General features: G+C 70.9%; 13 protein-coding genes, 1 tRNA gene and 1 pseudogene. 8 read left to right on the top strand and 7 right to left on the bottom strand.

All coding sequences use genetic code 11. The annotated features are described in order from the left end of the window. The first annotated feature begins 57 nt into the window (after nt 1–57). Nucleotides 58–1,533, top strand: coding sequence for a M48 family metallopeptidase (locus IF29_RS0104775; protein ID WP_030249978.1), 1,476 nt, complete (start codon nt 58–60; stop codon nt 1,531–1,533). 15 nt (nt 1,534–1,548) lie between these two features. Here the strand turns inward: IF29_RS0104775 and IF29_RS41580 are convergent. The 3 genes and pseudogenes from IF29_RS41580 to IF29_RS0104760 all read right to left on the bottom strand — a co-directional run bounded on the left by IF29_RS41580 (nt 1,549) and on the right by IF29_RS0104760 (nt 3,992). Then, nucleotides 1,549–2,105, bottom strand: a pseudogene (locus IF29_RS41580) (FHA domain-containing protein). Between the two features lie 66 nt (nt 2,106–2,171). After that, the gene (locus IF29_RS0104765; protein ID WP_030249976.1) at nt 2,172–3,416 is read right to left on the bottom strand and encodes a L,D-transpeptidase; all 1,245 of its coding nucleotides are present in this window, start codon (nt 3,414–3,416) and stop codon (nt 2,172–2,174) included. A 246-nt stretch (nt 3,417–3,662) separates the two neighbouring features. Then, nucleotides 3,663–3,992 carry a hypothetical protein gene (locus IF29_RS0104760; RefSeq protein ID WP_030249974.1) on the bottom strand — a complete coding sequence of 110 codons (330 nt, stop codon included), beginning with the start codon at nt 3,990–3,992 and terminating at the stop codon, nt 3,663–3,665. A gap of 73 nt (nt 3,993–4,065) precedes the next feature. On the opposite strand from IF29_RS0104760, the gene IF29_RS0104755 reads away from it, so the two are divergent. After that, a complete protein-coding gene (locus IF29_RS0104755) occupies nt 4,066–4,335 on the top strand; it encodes an LPXTG cell wall anchor domain-containing protein (protein ID WP_030249971.1) in 270 nt (89 codons plus the stop codon). Nucleotides 4,336–4,729: 394 nt separating this feature from the next. On the opposite strand, the gene IF29_RS0104750 is transcribed toward IF29_RS0104755, so the two are convergent. After that, nucleotides 4,730–6,166, bottom strand: coding sequence for a cystathionine beta-synthase (locus tag IF29_RS0104750; RefSeq protein WP_030249969.1), 1,437 nt, complete (start codon nt 6,164–6,166; stop codon nt 4,730–4,732). Nucleotides 6,167–6,281: 115 nt separating this feature from the next. Between IF29_RS0104750 and IF29_RS0104745 the strand changes: the two genes are divergently transcribed. The 3 genes from IF29_RS0104745 (at nt 6,282) to IF29_RS0104735 (ending at nt 9,745) form a co-directional block, all read left to right on the top strand. Then, nucleotides 6,282–7,370 carry an SGNH/GDSL hydrolase family protein gene (locus tag IF29_RS0104745; RefSeq protein ID WP_084713531.1) on the top strand — a complete coding sequence of 363 codons (1,089 nt, stop codon included), beginning with the start codon at nt 6,282–6,284 and terminating at the stop codon, nt 7,368–7,370. 44 nt (nt 7,371–7,414) lie between these two features. Next, on the top strand, nt 7,415–8,638 hold the full coding sequence (locus IF29_RS0104740; protein ID WP_030249962.1) for an acetyl-CoA C-acetyltransferase: 1,224 nt from the start codon (nt 7,415–7,417) through the stop codon (nt 8,636–8,638). Nucleotides 8,639–8,908: 270 nt separating this feature from the next. After that, nucleotides 8,909–9,745, top strand: a complete 837-nt coding sequence (locus IF29_RS0104735) for a hypothetical protein (protein WP_051724886.1) — start codon at nt 8,909–8,911, stop codon at nt 9,743–9,745. Here IF29_RS0104735 and IF29_RS0104730 read toward each other — a convergent pair. Beyond that, nucleotides 9,709–10,047 (bottom strand): hypothetical protein, encoded by a 339-nt coding sequence (locus IF29_RS0104730; RefSeq protein ID WP_037594318.1) that lies wholly within the window; start codon nt 10,045–10,047, stop codon nt 9,709–9,711. The genes IF29_RS0104735 and IF29_RS0104730 overlap by 37 nt on opposite strands. Nucleotides 10,048–10,174: 127 nt before the next feature. On the opposite strand from IF29_RS0104730, the gene IF29_RS0104725 reads away from it, so the two are divergent. After that, nucleotides 10,175–10,399, top strand: a complete 225-nt coding sequence (locus IF29_RS0104725) for a DUF4287 domain-containing protein (protein WP_370134298.1) — start codon at nt 10,175–10,177, stop codon at nt 10,397–10,399. 12 nt (nt 10,400–10,411) lie between these two features. On the opposite strand, the gene IF29_RS0104720 is transcribed toward IF29_RS0104725, so the two are convergent. After that, a tRNA-Leu gene (locus IF29_RS0104720) sits at nt 10,412–10,493 on the bottom strand. 242 nt (nt 10,494–10,735) lie between these two features. Between IF29_RS0104720 and IF29_RS0104715 the strand changes: the two genes are divergently transcribed. Together IF29_RS0104715 and IF29_RS0104710 are read left to right on the top strand one after the other, a co-directional pair. Further along, complete coding sequence (locus tag IF29_RS0104715; protein WP_084713529.1) at nt 10,736–11,530, top strand: ABC transporter ATP-binding protein; 795 nt, start codon at nt 10,736–10,738, stop codon at nt 11,528–11,530. Between the two features lie 13 nt (nt 11,531–11,543). Further along, complete coding sequence (locus IF29_RS0104710; RefSeq protein WP_030249948.1) at nt 11,544–14,096, top strand: ABC transporter permease; 2,553 nt, start codon at nt 11,544–11,546, stop codon at nt 14,094–14,096. Between the two features lie 186 nt (nt 14,097–14,282). Here the strand turns inward: IF29_RS0104710 and IF29_RS0104705 are convergent, their stop codons facing one another. Continuing rightward, complete coding sequence (locus IF29_RS0104705) at nt 14,283–15,656, bottom strand: NAD(P)/FAD-dependent oxidoreductase (protein WP_030249946.1); 1,374 nt, start codon at nt 15,654–15,656, stop codon at nt 14,283–14,285. Nucleotides 15,657–15,779 lie beyond the last annotated feature (123 nt).

Here is a 15,779-nt window from a genome sequence, read left to right as displayed (position 1 = left end):
TCCTCGCTGTTCGAGATGTCGCACAGATGTGCATCTCCTGAGAGGGGCCGTTCTTCCATGCGTACGTCCGTGCGCGCCGTCCAGGCGCTCACCCTGCTGGCCGGCTTCTACGTGATCGCGCTGGGCTTCCTCGCCGCGCTGGTGCTGATGGACGTCGAGATCCTCACCCATCTGGACTCCGGCGCGAGCGCCGGGGCGCTCAAGCTGGTGCTGCTCAGCGTGGTGGTGGCGATCCCGCTGGTGCGCGGGGTGTTCCTGGTGCGCCGTCCCAGGGACGAGGCACCGCCCGGCGTCACCGTCGCCGCGGAGCGGCAGCCCGAGCTGTGGGCCCGGGTGCGCGGCCTGGCCGGGCAGGTCGGGACCAGGGCCCCGGACGAGATCCGGCTGATACCGGCGGTCAACGCCGCCGTCAGCGAGAACCCCAGGTTCCTCGGGCTGGTCCCGGGGCACCGCCGGATGCTGATTGGCGTCCCGCTGCTGATCGGCCTGACCGAACCCCAGCTGGACGCGGTGCTGGCGCACGAGCTGGGCCACTACAGCAACAAGGACACCCGGCTCGCCGGGATCACCGTGCGCGGACGGCAGAGCCTGATCACCGTGGTCCAGCACGCCAGGTCGAGCGGGCGCGCGATCACCGCGAACCTCTTCGCCGGCTACGCCAAGCTCTACATCCGGGTCTCCGAGTCGGTCGGCCGCCGCCAGGAGCTCAGCGCGGACCTGGCCGCCGCCCGGATCGCCGGCCGCGACCACGCCGCCGACGCGCTGCGCCGGCTCCCGATGCTGGACGCGGCCTACGACTTCTACCTGGACCGCTACGCCTCGGTGGGCTGGGAGGCGGGGCTGCTGCCGCTGCCCGAGGAGTTCTACGGCGGCTTCCGCTCGCTGCTGGCCGCCGAGGGTCGTCAGGAGGAGCTGGAGAAGCTACGCCGGGAGCCGCCGGCCCAGGAGACCACCCCCTACGACTCGCACCCGCCGATCAGCGAAAGGGTCGCCGCGCTGGAGGCGCTGCCGCCGGACGGACGCACCGTCACCGGGGCCGAGCGGCCCGCCCTGGCGCTGCTGCGCGAGCACGAGCTGCTGCTCTCCGCGGTGGCCGCGGCCGCGCTCTCCCCCGAGGCGGCCGACAAGCGTCCGGTGCCCTGGGACGAACTGGCCCGCGGCGCCGGCCGCACCGCCCTGGTCAACGACTGCGCCGTCGCCGCCGACGCCGCCCAGGCCGCCCTGGGCCGCCCGCTCACCGGCCTGGACGACCTGCTCGGCGCGATCGACGCGGGCTGGCTGGACGCCATCGCCGCCCGGCTCCCGCAGACCGACGCCGCCCCCCGCACCGCCGCCCACCAGGCCTTCCGCCCGCACCTGCTGCTGGCCCTGGTCGACTCCGGCCACGCCCGCTTCGCCCAGTCCTGGGACCAGGTGCTGCACCTCGAATTCGCCGACCCCGTCGGCACCGGACCCGCGGTCGACGCCGCTCTGGACGCCCTCGTCGCCACCCCGCCGGACACCGGCCCCTGCCGCTCCCTGGTCCGCCGGTGAGCGGCACCGACAGCGTCAGGAGAGCTTTCTCCGGCTCTCGATGCGGAAGACCGTGTGGCCGAAGGCGACCCGGTCGCCGGGGCGGACCGCGACCTGGCCGATGATGCGGCAGCCGTTCACCAGGGTGCCGTTGGTGGAGGCGAGGTCGCGGAGCATCCACTCGTCGCCGATCCGGCGCAGCTCGGCGTGGGTGCGGGAGACCGACTCGTGGGTGAGCCTGAGTTCCGACCCGGGCAGCCGGCCGATCGCAGCACCGGGGTCTCCGGGCCCGGCAGCACCAGGGGCTGCAGTCTGGGCGTCTGCCAGGCGCCGCGCAGCCGTACGCCGAAGCGGGAGACCGACGCGACGGCGCGCAGCGCCAGCCGGGTGAGCCGGCCCTGGTCGGGCAGGTCCGCGGTGAGTTCGTCCAGGTCGGCGCGGCGCTGGGCGGTGAGCGCCAGCTCGATCCTGCGGATGAAGGTGTCGGGCGACAACCGCCCCTGCACCGAGTGCTCGCGGAGCAGCCGGATCGCCCGGTCGCGTTCGGCGTCCGAGATCCGAGCCACCTGGGTCAGGGACTCCGGGGTCGTCATGATGGTGATTGTCCGGCCTGGCCCCGGGCTCCGTCCATACCGGTTCGTGGCGGGCCGGACGGGGAGTCAGACCGCGCTGCCGGCCTTCCAGCTGGCCCAGTCCAGGTTCCAGCCGTTCAGCCCGTTGGCCGGGTCCACGGTCTTGTCCCCGGAGTTCACCACCTCGACCACGTCGCCGGTGATGGAGCTGTTGTAGAACTTCGCCGCCGGGGTGCTGGAGTCGCCGGCTCCCTTGGTGTCGTGCATGGCGACGCAGCCGTGGCTGGTGTTCTCGCTGCCGAAGACCGAGGTACTGGCCCAGTAGTTGCCGTGGATGAAGGTGCCCGAGGTGGTCAGCCGCTGGGCGTGCGGCACGTCCTTGATGTCGTACTCGCCGCCGAGGCCGACCGTGGTCGAGTCCATCCGGGTCTGCAGGAACTTCTCCGAGATGACCATCTTCCCGGCCCAGGTGGTGTGCTCCGGACTGCCGCCGGTGATCGGGTACGTCTGGGTGACCTTGCCGTCCCTGGTGACCGTGAGCGTCTTCGCGCTGAGGTCGGCGACGCTGGTCTGGCTGCGGCCGACGGTGAAGCTTATGGACTTGGCCTGGGTGCCGTAGACGCCGCTGGAGCCTTCGACATCCTTGAGCGCGAGGGTGAGGGTGACCTTGGTGCCGGCGGCCCAGTAGGTCTCGGGCCGGAAGTCCAGCCTGGTGCTGCTGAACCAGTGGCCGACGATCTCCACCGCGGGCGAGGCGGTGACGGTGATCGCCTTCTGCACGGCGGCCTTGTCGGTGACGGCCTTGTTGAAGTTGATCGAGACCGGCATGCCCACGCCCACGGTGGTGCCGTTGTCGGGGGTGAAGTAGCCGATGAAGGTCTTCTCCGGGGCGCCGGTGCGGAACGAGACGCTCTTGGTGGCCTGCACCTGGTCGGAGTCGGTGCCGACGGCCGCGAGGGTGTAGCCGGTGCCCGAGCTGAGCCTGCCGGTGCTGGTCCAGCTCAGCTTGTCGGCGGCCAGCTCGCCGGCCACCTGCTTGCCGTCCGATCCGGTGAGGGTGACCGAGCTGAGCGTGCCGTTGCTGACGGCGACCTTCACCGGCTGGGTGAACACCGCGGACTTGGCGCCGTTGGCCGGAGTGGTGGTGATGGCGGCCTTGGACACCGGCGCGGCGCTGCTGCCGCCGCTGCCGCTCTTGTCCGAGGAGCCCGAGGAGCCGGAGGAACTGCATCCGGCGACCAGCGCCACCGGCGTCGCTATCAGTCCCGCCACGATCGTCCGCCTGGCCCAGGGGCCGCCCTTGCCCTTGCCTGACGTCGTCGTGTCGTCCACTGCTGCTCCTTCGTGTCGGCGGTGCACCGGTCGGCGTGGTCCCAGGTCCCAGGAGAGTTCACCCAAGTTATCTGATAGTCACATGAACATAGACCGAAACAACAGTTACATCCCAATCAGGAGCAAAGCCGACAGATGCTGACATGGCAACAGCATGAGGGAGGACGGTACGACGAAGGGCGGCCCCGGGACTCCGGAACCGCCCGCCTGCACTGCACCTGCCCCGCACATCGACCCGCTGGGTCGTTACTCCGCGTCGTAGAGGTCCCAGTCCTCGTTCTCCGGGTCGTAGTCGACCGGCTGGGACTCCCAGGTGGCCTCGGCCAGCTCCACCCCGGGTACGCCCTCCAGCATCGCCACCGGGTCGACGAAGTGTGCGATCGCCCCGGCCGGGTCGATCTCGATGGCGGCGACCGCCTCGGCGCGTTCCTCGTCCTCCAGGAACTCGTCGGCCCGTACCTGCTCCAGCGCCGCCACCTGGAGCGCCTTCTCGTCCGCGATCTCAACGATCAGTTCGATCTGCAGCCGGACGTAGCGCCGATCGGTGTTCTCAAGCCCACTGGTGTCACTAGTCATGGGTCCGAGGCTATCCAACGCCGCCCTGACTCATTAGCATCGTGCGGACCACGACACTCCGCTGGGAGCGACATTGACCACCCGCCGCCCGCTCACGATCACGGCCGTCGCCGCCGGCCTCGGCACCGCCGCCGCGCTGGCACTGGGCCCGATGGCCTCGGCTGCCACCTCCCAGGCGAGCCAGCGCGACGTGCAGAAGGCCGCCGCGCAGAGCAGCACCGGGGGCAGCACCGAGCAGCTGGCCGACACCGGGGTCGACACCACGCCGTACGCACTGGGCGGGGCGGGCTTCCTGGTCGCCGGGGTCGGCATGATCTTCGTGAGCCGCCGCTTCGCGGGCTGAGCCCGCACGGCCCTGCCCGCGGCGCCGACCCGGCGCCCGGGCCCGGGGCACATCCGTCATGACACACCAGTAGGGCCGGTCCTCGAAGGACCGGCCCTACTGTCTCCGCTGAGTTCCCCCACCCGGGAACGCGGAGCCTGGTGCCGCGGGGATCGCCGCACCCTGTTGATCGGTCGGGACCGACAGGGGCGGGACGACGGCGTTCCCCGCGGGCGGGGACGCGGCCGGCCGGGTCAGGGCCGTCCGACGCGTCCTGAGGTGACTGCGGGTCCGGGAGCCGCTCCGGACTTTCGCTGCCACCACGCTCGGCTTCTTGCCGTGGTGACAACATTGCCCGGGTGTTGTTAAGCGCGTGCTGCCGGTACGTGTCGTAGGTGTACCAGTTGAAGGCGATTCAGTGAACGCCGACACCGGTCCCGTGCGCCCCACCGAGCGCACCCCCGTGGGCGCTCAGGAACGCCAGCAGGTCCTGCCGGGTGACGATGCCCTGGGGCTTCCCGTCCACCAGGACGACCGCGGCGTCGGCCTTCTCCAGCACTCCCATCAGCCGGGTCACCGACTCACCGGAGCCCACCACCGGGAGCGGGGGCGACATATGAGGGCCGATCAGGTCGCCCAGCTCGAACCGCTTCGCAAACAGACCGTCGAGGAGGTCCCGCTCCACCACCGAGCCGATCACCTCACCGGCCATCACATCCGGGTGCCCGGCCCCCGGGGAGACCACCGGCATCTGCGACACGCCGTACTCACGCAGAATGTGCACGGCCTCACCCACCGACTCGTTCGGGTGAATGTGCACGAACTGCGGAATCCCGTCGTGCTCCAGGCCGTCCTTCCTGGCGAGGACGTCGCCGGCCACCGCCTCCGGACCGCCCTCGTCCAGGAAGCCGTAGTCCTGCATCCAGTCGTCGTTGAAGATCTTGGAGAGGTAGCCGCGGCCGGAGTCCGGCAGCAGCACCACCACCACGTCCTCCGGGCCCAGCCGCTCGGCCACCCGCAGCGCCGCCACGACCGCCATCCCGCAGGAGCCGCCGACCAGCAGGCCCTCCTCCTTGGCCAGCCGGCGGGTCATCTGGAAGGAGTCCTTGTCGGAGACCGGGACGATCTCGTCGGCCACCGAGCGGTCGTAGGCGGTCGGCCAGAAGTCCTCGCCCACGCCCTCCACCAGGTAGGGGCGGCCGGTGCCGCCGGAGTAGACCGAGCCCTCCGGGTCCGCGCCGATCACCTGGACCGCGCCGTCGGAGACGTCCTTGAGGTAGCGGCCGGTGCCGGAGATGGTCCCGCCGGTGCCCACGCCCGCCACGAAGTGGGTGATCCGGCCGCCGGTCTGCTCCCACAGCTCCGGGCCGGTGGAGTGGTAGTGGCTGGCCGGGTTCTCCGGGTTGGAGTACTGGTCCGGCTTCCAGGCGCCGGGGGTCTCCCGTACCAGGCGGTCGCTGACGTTGTAGTAGGAGTCCGGGTGCTCCGGCGCGACCGCGGTCGGGCAGACCACCACGTCGGCGCCGTACGCGCGGAGCACGTTGATCTTGTCGGTGGAGACCTTGTCCGGGCAGACGAAGATGCAGCGGTAGCCCTTCTGCTGCGCCACGATGGCCAGCCCGACCCCGGTGTTCCCCGAGGTCGGCTCGACGATGGTGCCGCCGGGCTTGAGCGCGCCCGACTTCTCCGCCGCCTCGATCATCCGCATCGCGATCCGGTCCTTGACCGACCCGCCCGGGTTGAAGTACTCGACCTTGGCGAGCACGGTCGCGCTGATGCCCTCGGCGACCTTGTTCAGCCGGACCAGGGGGGTGTTGCCGACCAGATCGATGATCGACTCGTGGTACCGCACGGGTTCTCCTCCGCGGTTTTTTGTTAGGGACGCACGGTTTGTCGCCCTGTTGGGATCAGACTAGTGGGGCAGACTGCCAAGGTAAGGACAGGCAGAGACAGCTTGGGGGTCGCTCATGTCGAGAGCGAGGGTGGCACGGCGGATCGCCGCCGCTGCGGCCTACGGAGGCGGCGGGATCGGACTGGTCGGGGTCGGCTTCGCCGGCGTCCTGCTGACCGAGGCCAAGCTCGCCGAGCACACGCTGAACACCCTGCAGGGAGAGCCGCCGCCGGCCGACGGCGTCTACGGGCGCGCCTTCGCCGCCGACGCCGACGCCGAACCGCTGCTCTTCGCGGTGCTCGGCGACTCCACCGCGGCCGGCTTCGGGGTGACCCGCGGCCGGGACACCCCGGGCGCGCTGCTCGCCGGCGGCATCGCCTCCATCGCCGAGCGGCCGGTACGGCTGTCCGTCGCCGCGGCCAACGGCGCCACCTCGGAGGACCTGGAGCGCCAGGTCGACCTGGCGCTGCGGGCCGAACCGGACATCGCGCTGATCATGATCGGCGCCAATGACGTCACCCAGCGGGTCAGGCTGACCGCCTCGGTGCGGATGCTCGGCGCCGCCATCCGCCGGCTGCGCTCGGCCGGTGCCCAGGTGGTCGTCGGCACCTGCCCCGACCTCGGCACCATCGAGCCGGTGCGGCCGCCGCTGCGCTGGCTGGCCCGGCGCGCCAGCCGCCAGCTCGCCGCCGCCCAGACCATCGCGGTGGTCGAGGCCGGCGCCCGCAGCGTGTCGCTCGGCGACCTGCTCGGCCCCGAGTTCAGCGGCCGTCCGGAGATGTTCGCCTCGGACCGCTACCACCCCTCGGCCCAGGGCTACGCCACCGCGGCGATGGCCATGCTCCCCTCCCTCTGCGCCGCACTGGACCTGTGGCCGGACGGCGGCGCCGAGGAGCGCCCCGACGCCTTCCGCGGCGAGGGCGTGCTGCCGGTGGCCCAGGCCGCCGCCGAGGCGGCCGGACGCGGCGGCACCGAGGTGGCCGGCGCCGCCGTGCTGGGCTCGGAGTCCGGGCCGCGCGGCCGCTGGGCGCTGCTCAAGCACCGCCGCAGGCGACACCTGCCGGAGGGGAACCCGGCCGAATCGGCGGAGCCCGCAACGGCTCCGGCCGATGACGCAAGGTCAGGTAATTCACACGCCGTCGGCGCTGACGCGGGTTCTACCTGAGGGTAACTTGTCCCCCGAGCGCCCTCCCCACCCTTGGAGTCCCCATGCCCGAAGCCGTCATCGTCAGCACCGCCCGCTCGCCGATCGGCCGGGCGTTCAAGGGCTCACTGAAGGACGTCCGCCCGGACGACCTGACCGCGACGATCATCCAGGCCGCGCTGGCCAAGGTCCCCGAGCTGGACCCGCGCGACATCGACGACCTGATGCTGGGCTGCGGCCTGCCCGGCGGCGAGCAGGGCTACAACCTGGGCCGGGTGGTCGCCGTGCAGATGGGCATGGACCACCTGCCCGGCTGCACCATCACCCGCTACTGCTCCTCCTCGCTGCAGACCAGCCGGATGGCGCTGCACGCGATCAAGGCCGGCGAGGGCGACGTCTTCATCTCGGCCGGCGTGGAGATGGTCTCCCGCAGCATCAAGGGCTCCTCGGACGGCCTGCCGGACACCAAGAACCCGCTGTTCGCCGACGCCGAGGCACGCACCGTGGCCACCGCCTCCACCACCGGCGCCCCAGTCTGGGAGGACCCCCGGCAGAGCGGGCTGGTGCCCGACGTCTACATCGCCATGGGCCAGACCGCGGAGAACCTGGCCGGCCTCAAGGGGATCAGCCGCCGCGAGCAGGACGAGTTCGGCGTCCGCTCGCAGAACCTCGCCGAGAAGGCCATCGCGGACGGCTTCTGGGAGCGTGAGATCACCCCGGTGACCACCCCGGACGGCACCGTGGTCGCCAAGGACGACGGCCCGCGGGCCGGGGTCACCCTGGAGGCGGTCTCCGGCCTGAAGCCGGTGTTCCGCCCGGACGGCACGGTCAACGCGGGCAACTGCTGCCCGCTGAACGACGGCGCCGCCGCGCTGGTGATCATGTCCGACACCAAGGCCCGCGAGCTCGGGCTGACCCCGCTGGCCCGGATCGTCTCCACCGGCGTCTCCGGCCTCTCCCCCGAGATCATGGGCTACGGCCCGGTCGAGGCGTCCAAGCAGGCGCTGAAGCGGGCCGGGATGGCCATCGGCGACATCGACCTGGTCGAGATCAACGAGGCCTTCGCCGCCCAGGTCATCCCCTCGTACCAGGACCTGGGCGTCGACCTGGACCGGCTGAACGTCAACGGCGGCGCCATCGCCGTCGGCCACCCCTTCGGCATGACCGGCGCGCGTATCACCGGCACGCTGATCAATTCGCTCCAGTGGCACGACAGGCAGTTCGGTCTGGAAACGATGTGCGTGGGCGGCGGACAGGGCATGGCCATGGTGATCGAGCGGCTCTCATAGATTTCTCAGAATGACCCGTTTGGCCCCACATCAGATGGGTAAGGTCCAGGTCACGCTACGGCGCGGCCTGGACCGCTTTCTTTGCGAAAAACCGACGGATTGTCGACGCAACGTATTCGTCCGATTGCTCTGCGTGCAATTTTCCAGCCGAATCAATTCGGTTGATGTCGGACGTCACAAATGAAAAGGACATTACGCACTGCCGCAATCCGCCGCCGTGGGGCACTGTGGGGTTGACCGCCAGTTCAACCCTTCACTAGGGGTGCTTCCGTGAACATCCTCGTCTTCGTCCTCACCGCCCTGCTGGTCTTCACCGCAGCCACCGCGACCGCCTGTCTGTTCGCGCTGCGCGCGCTCAACCGGCGCTTCGACTCGGCCGTACGCGAATCCGTCGCCGTCGCGCTCGCAGACGACCGGGAGCGGGAGATGGCGGAGGCACGCTCGTTCTGGGCCGAACAGGAGGCCCGGATGGCCGAGGACGACCTCGGCGGCGGCCCGCTGTTCGACAGCGAGAGCGTGGTCATGCTCCCCGCACCGCGCGGCTATGTGGACGAGCAGGGCGAGATGGACCCGGAGTTCGCCGACGCGCTGCGCTCCGCCCTGGAGGAGATGATCTCCGAGACCAGCAGCGGCTCCGCGGGCCACCCGGTGGCACCGGCCGGGGACCGTCCGGACCGGGCCGAGCTCCCCGAGCGCCCGCTGCCCTCGGACCGCCCCGCGCACCCCTCCGTGCCGGGCTTCGTGCCGCGGCCCACGCCCACCCCCGAGTGGACCGACCTGCGGCTGGACGAGCTGGTCGCGGTCGGCATCACGCTGCGCGACGTCCGCCCCGGCCCGATGGGCACGCTGGACGTCTACATCTTCGAGGACGAGACCACGCTGTGCATCGCCCCCGGCGACCCGGTGGCCGGCGCCAAGCTCCGTGCCGCCGTCGACGCCGGCGCCCAGGTCCGGCTGCTCGGCAACTCCCGCCTCCCCGGCGGCCACGCGCTGACCTTCGCGCTGAGCACCGACAGCACAGGAACCACGGACGACGGCGAGCACGCCGCCGAGAGCGCCGACGAGACCGTCTACATCCTCGCCGACCGGGTCGTCGCCAGCCTGTAGCCGTCCTCCACCGCGGCCAGCGCCTCCGCCAGCACCGCCTCCGCCTCCTCGCGGTCGGCCTCGCGCAGCGCCTCGGCCAGGTCGTGCGCGGCCAGCGCGATCTGGTCGCCGACCGCGAAGATGCCCGCGTCCGGGAGCTCGGAGCGGGCCGGACCGCCGGCCACCGCCTCCTCCTGCCGGGCCAGCCGCCGGGCCAACCTCAGGCCCTCCGGAGCCAGTTGGGTGAGCCTGCGCTGCGGCATCGAGCGGAAACGGTCCGCCAGCCGGTCAGCCGCGAAAAGGAGAGGGGTCGGATCGGACATGCCGTCAGCGTATCCTCCGGCGACTGTTGCCAAGGGGTCTGCCCTCGGGCAGAGTCGAAAGAGTCGGCCACACCCACATCGGGCCGACCCAGCACCGGCCCACCTCTGGAGGCGCCCAGTGTCCCTCATGTACTCCACGGAAACCCACCAGAACCTGCTGTCCCGCATTCCCGCCGTCACCGGCCGCCCGCTCGGCGACTGGCTCAAGGCGGTCGACGAGGGACCGAGCCTGCTCCGCTGCGAGGAGAAGATCGCCTGGCTCCGCCGCGAGTACGGCATCTCCTACGGCTACGCCAAGGCCCTGGTGCACGAGTACGGTCTGCGCCGCGCCGCCGCGCGCATGTCAATGTAGCGAGGGGACGGGTGCCCGGAGCCGGATTCGAACCGGCACGGCCTGGCGGCCAGCGAGGTTTAAGCTCGCCGTGTCTGCGTTCCACCATCCGGGCCCTTCCGCACTCTGAGCCTAGCCGCAGCTGACCCCTCAGATGCCCACACCTGTGGGGAAGTTGTCTTATTTCACCGTTACTTGACGCATCGTCGGTGCAGAGCGACCGTCCCGGGACCGCAGTCGACCCCCTCAGGGGCGCTGTCATACCTGGGGAGGAGAGCGCGCTGCGTCCCCTACGACGGCAGGCAGTACCCGCAACCGTCCGGTCGGGCGACTACACGGCGTGACCAGGCCGGGAGGATGGATCCACACCCCATCCTCTCTGACTGGAGTAGTCCTGTGACGACAACCCTGCTCACTGCCGCGGCTCGCGCCGTCGGCCTCAGCAAGGTCTACGGCGAGGGAGACACCCGCGTCACCGCGTTGGACCAGGTCTCCGTCGAGTTCGTACGGGGTCAGTTCACCGCCATCATGGGCCCCTCGGGTTCCGGCAAGTCGACGCTGATGCACTGCATGGCCGGCCTGGACTCGGTCACCGCCGGCTCCGCCACCATCGGCGACACCGAGCTCGGCGGGCTGAAGGACAAGCAGCTCACCAAGCTCCGCCGGGACCAGATCGGCTTCGTCTTCCAGTCCTTCAACCTGCTGCCCACGCTCAGCGCGCTGGAGAACATCACCCTGCCGATGGACATAGCCGGCCGCAAGCCCGACCATGCCTGGCTGGACCAGGTGGTGGCCACCGTCGGCCTGGCCGACCGGCTCGGGCACCGCCCCTCCCAGCTGTCCGGCGGCCAGCAGCAGCGGGTGGCCTGCGCCCGCGCCCTGGCGTCCCGGCCCGCGATCATCTTCGCCGACGAGCCCACCGGCAACCTGGACTCCCGCTCCGGCGCGGAGATCCTCGGCTTCCTCCGCAACTCGGTGCGCGAGCTCGGCCAGACCGTGGTGATGGTCACCCACGACCCGGTCGCCGCCTCCTACGCGGACCGGGTGGTCTTCCTCGCCGACGGCAGGATCGTCGACGAGATGTACGGCCCCACCGCCGACAGCGTCCTGGACCGCATGCGTCGTTTCGACGCCAAGGGCCGCACCAGCTGAGAGGGGGTCCGTCATGTACCGCACCGCACTGCGCAATGTGCTGGCCAGCAAGGGCCGGCTGCTGATGACCATGCTGGCCGTGCTGCTCGGCACCGCCTTCGTGGCCGGCACCATGGTCTTCTCCGACTCGGTCGGCCAGGCCTTCAAGGACAGCCAGTCCTCCAGCTTCGACAACATCTCGGTCCAGGTCCACAACTCCGCCGCCGGCAGCGACGCCAAGGCCTCGGACAACAACAGCTCGGCGCTGCCGCTCACCGACGCCACCGTCCAGAGGATCGCCGCACTGCCGGGGGCGCAGTCCGCCCGCGGCACGGTGACCGGCTTCGCCGGGCTCTCCGACCCGCAGGGCAACCTGATCGGCGAGCGCGGCAACACCCAGGGCTCCAACTGGGTGCCCGGCGCCGACGGCCGGGACAGCACCTACCCGATGGTCCAGGGCACCGGTCCGGTGAACAGCCGTCAGATCGCGGTGGACCAGCGCACCGCCGAGAAGAACGGCTTCAAGGTCGGCGACACGGTCCGGCTCGCCGTCAACGGCCCGGTCATGCAGATGACCGTCACCGGCATCTTCACCACGGTCGACCCGCAGGTGAAGGCCGGCGGCTCGCTGGTGCTCTTCGACACCGCCACCGCACAGCAGCTCTACCTCAAGGCCGGGCAGTTCACCACCATCCAGGCCGTCGCCAAGCCCGGCACCAGCGAGCAGCAGCTGCTCTCCGAAGTCCTGCCGGTGCTCCCGCACAGCGGGAACATCACCGCCAAGACCGGGGTGAAGCTCAGCGCCGACTCGACCGCCGCGGTGCAGGCCGCCACCTCGGGGATGCGCACCGCGCTGCTGGCCTTCGCCGGGATCGCGCTGTTCGTCGGCATCTTCCTGATCTCCAACACCTTCACCATGCTGATCGCCCAGCGCACCCGGGAGACCGCGCTGATGCGCGCCATCGGGGCCAGCCGCCGCCAGATCACCAACTCGGTGCTGCTGGAGGCCCTGTTCGTGGGGGTCTTCGCCTCACTGGGCGGGCTGCTGGCCGGGATCGGGATCGGGGCCGGGCTCAAGGCCTTCCTCGGATCCGGCGGGAACCTGCCCGCCGGCGGCCTGGTGATCGCCCCCACCACGGTGGTGGCCACGCTGCTCACCGGGGTCGTGGTCACCGTGGTGGCCGCGCTGCTGCCCAGCATCCGCGCCTCCCGGGTCCCCCCGGTCGCCGCGATGAGCAGCAACGACCAGCCCGCCACCCAGAAGTCCCTGGTGGTCCGCAACTCCATCGGCGCCGCCTTCTTCGGCACCGGCCTGGCTGCCGTGCTCTACGGCGCGCACCTGGGCGGCAGCTCCGGTCGGCTGCCGGTGGGCGCCGGCGCCGGGCTGATCCTGATCGGCGCGTTCGTGCTGACCCCGCTGCTGTCCCGTCCGCTGATCGCCCTGGTCGGGCCGCTGTTCGCGCGGCTGTACGGGGTCTCCGGCAAGCTGGCCAAGCAGAACGCGCTGCGCAACCCGCGCCGCACCGCGGCCACGGCGTCCGCGCTCACCATCGGGCTGACCCTGATCAGCGCGCTGACGGTGATCGGCGCCTCGGTCACCGACGCGGTCACCAAGCAGGTCACCTCGGGGATGAAGGCCGACTACGCGGTCAGCGTGATGCTCGGCGAGCCGGTCTCGCCCAGCGCGCTGCCCGCCATCAAGTCCACCGCGGGCGTCAGCGCCACCAGCGTCATCGACTCCCAGTACGTCAAGGCCGACGGCCGGGACCTCTCGGTGAGCGGCTTCGACGCCGACAGCTTCAGCCGGCTGGTCGCCCCGACCATGCTGGACGGATCGGCCGGCGCGATCGGCCAGGGCGCGGCGCTGGTGGACAAGTCCACCGCGGCCTCGCACCACTGGAGCGTCGGCGGGAGCGCCCGGTTCACCTACCCGAACGGCAGCACCGGCACGGTCCGGATCGGCGGCATCTACCAGGACAGCGGCCTGCTCGGGCCGGTGATGATGAGCGAGTCGGTGCTCTCCCCGCACACCACCGCGCCGTACTACAGCGCGGTGCTGGTGTCCGGCACCGCGGGCGCCTCGCCGGCGCTGGAGCAGGCCCTGAAGGACTCCACCGGACGCAACCCGCTGGTCCAGGTGCAGTCGCAGCAGCAGATGGTGAAGGAGTTCAGCTCGCAGATCAGCCTGCTGCTGAACGTGATGTACGGACTGCTGGGGATGGCCGTGCTGATCGCGGTCCTGGGGGTGGTCAACACCCTGGCGATGTCGGTCTTCGAGCGCAAGCGCGAGATCGGGATGCTGCGGGCGATCGGCCTGGACCGGCGCGGGATCAAGCGGATGGTCCGGCTGGAGTCGGTGGCGATCGCGCTCTTCGGCGCGGTGCTGGGGGTGGCCATCGGCGAGTTCCTGGCCTGGGCGGCGGTACAGCTGCTCAAGTCCTCGCTGACCGGCCTCACTACGGCCTTCCCTGCGGGACAGCTGGCGGCCTACGTCCTGGCAGCCGCCCTGGTGGGCCTGGGCGCCGCCCTGTGGCCCGCCCGCAGGGCGTCCCGCCTGGACATCCTGGACTCCATCAAGACCTCCTGAAACCGCCCCTGACGCCCCGTACCCCGGCGAGAAGCCGCGACGGTGGCCGCAGGCTCCAGAGAAACGCCAGTGCCCCGGCCCCTCCGTGGAGGAGGAGCCGGGGCACTTACGGCAGCGGTGCCGGTTATGAGCACCACGGGTGTGGTCCGGCGACGCTGCCGGGCAGGAGGGCGTGCGGTGGAACGATCAGGCAGGGACCTTCTCGGTCTTCGCGGCCTCGGCCGCGACCGCGGGCTTCGGCTTCGGGGCGGGCGAGGCCGCCTCGATGAACACCTCGCGCGGCTTCTCCATCTCCACCAGGGAGACGGTCTCGCGCTTGAGGAACATGGCCAGGGTCCAGTCGGCGAACACCCGGACCTTGCGGTTCATGGTGGGTACCCGGCTGCCGTGGTACAGGCGGTGGAACCACCAGGCCGGACGGCCCTTCAGCTTGTACTTGCCGAAGAGGATCGCCACACCCTTGTGGAGGCCCAGGCCGGCAACCGCGCCGAGGTTCTTGTGCTTGTACTCCTTCTGCGGGAAGCCCCGCATCCCGGAGACCACGTTGTCGCCGAGCACGATGGCCTGACGGACCGCGTGCTGCGCGTTCGGCGGGCACCAGGCGCCCTCGCCGACGGCGAGGTCCGGCACCTGGGCGTTGTCGCCGGCGGCCCAGACGTTGTCGAAGCCCTGGACCTGGAGGGTCGGGGCGGTGTCGACGTGGCCGCGCGGGCCCAGCGGAAGACCGAAGTTGGCGAGCGCCGGGTTGGGCTTGACGCCGGCCGTCCACACGATGGTGGAGGCGTCGACCTCGATGCCGTTCTTCAGCACCACGTGCTTGTCGACGCAGGAGTCCATCGAGGTCTCGATGTAGATCTCGATCCCGCGCTCCTCGAGCTTCTCCTTGGTCCACAGACCGAGGTCCGGGCCCATCTCGGGGAGGATGCGGTTGGCCGCCTCGACCACGATGAAGCGCATGTCCTCACGCTTCACGTTGCGGTAGTTCTTGGCCGCGTCGCGGACCATGTCCTCCAGCTCGGCCACGGTCTCGATGCCCGCGAAGCCGCCGCCGATGACCACGAAGGTCAGCGCCTGCTTGCGGACCGCCTCGTCCGTGGTGGACTCGGCCTTGTCCAGCTGGGCGATCACGTGGTTGCGGAGGCTGATGGCCTCCTCGACCGACTTGATGCCGATGCCGTTCTCGGCCAGGCCGGGGATCGGGAAGGTGCGGGAGACCGAGCCCAGCGCGACGACGAGGTACTCGAACGGCAGCTCGTACGAGTCGCCCGCGGCCGGGGAGATGGTCGCGATCTTGCGCTCCTGGTCCACCGCGGTCACGTGACCGGTGAGGACCTCCGCACCCTTGAGGGTGCTGCGCAGCGGCGCGACGAGGTTGCGAGGCGCGACATTGCCGGCCGCCGCCTCGGGAAGGAAGGGCAGGTACGTCATGTAGGACCGCGGGTCGACGACCGTGACGGTCGCCTCTCCGTAGCGCATCTTCTTGAGGATGCGCATCGCGGCATACATGCCGACGTATCCACCGCCGACGATGAGAATGCGAGGACGCTCCGTGGTGCTCATATCCGAAAGTATCCAGCACCGTCCGGAGCAGCCCTTGTGGCCCTCCTCACATGCCTCTGGACACCACCTGCTACACTACGCGGCCCATGGTTCCCACTGGGTGCCCTGCGACCGGCCCGCTGC

This window comes from Streptacidiphilus jeojiense (genome assembly GCF_000719095.1).
Lineage (GTDB): Bacteria > Actinomycetota > Actinomycetes > Streptomycetales > Streptomycetaceae > Streptacidiphilus > Streptacidiphilus jeojiensis.
Note: the sequence above shows the minus strand (reverse complement) of the source record. Positions and strands in the feature narration are given on the sequence as shown.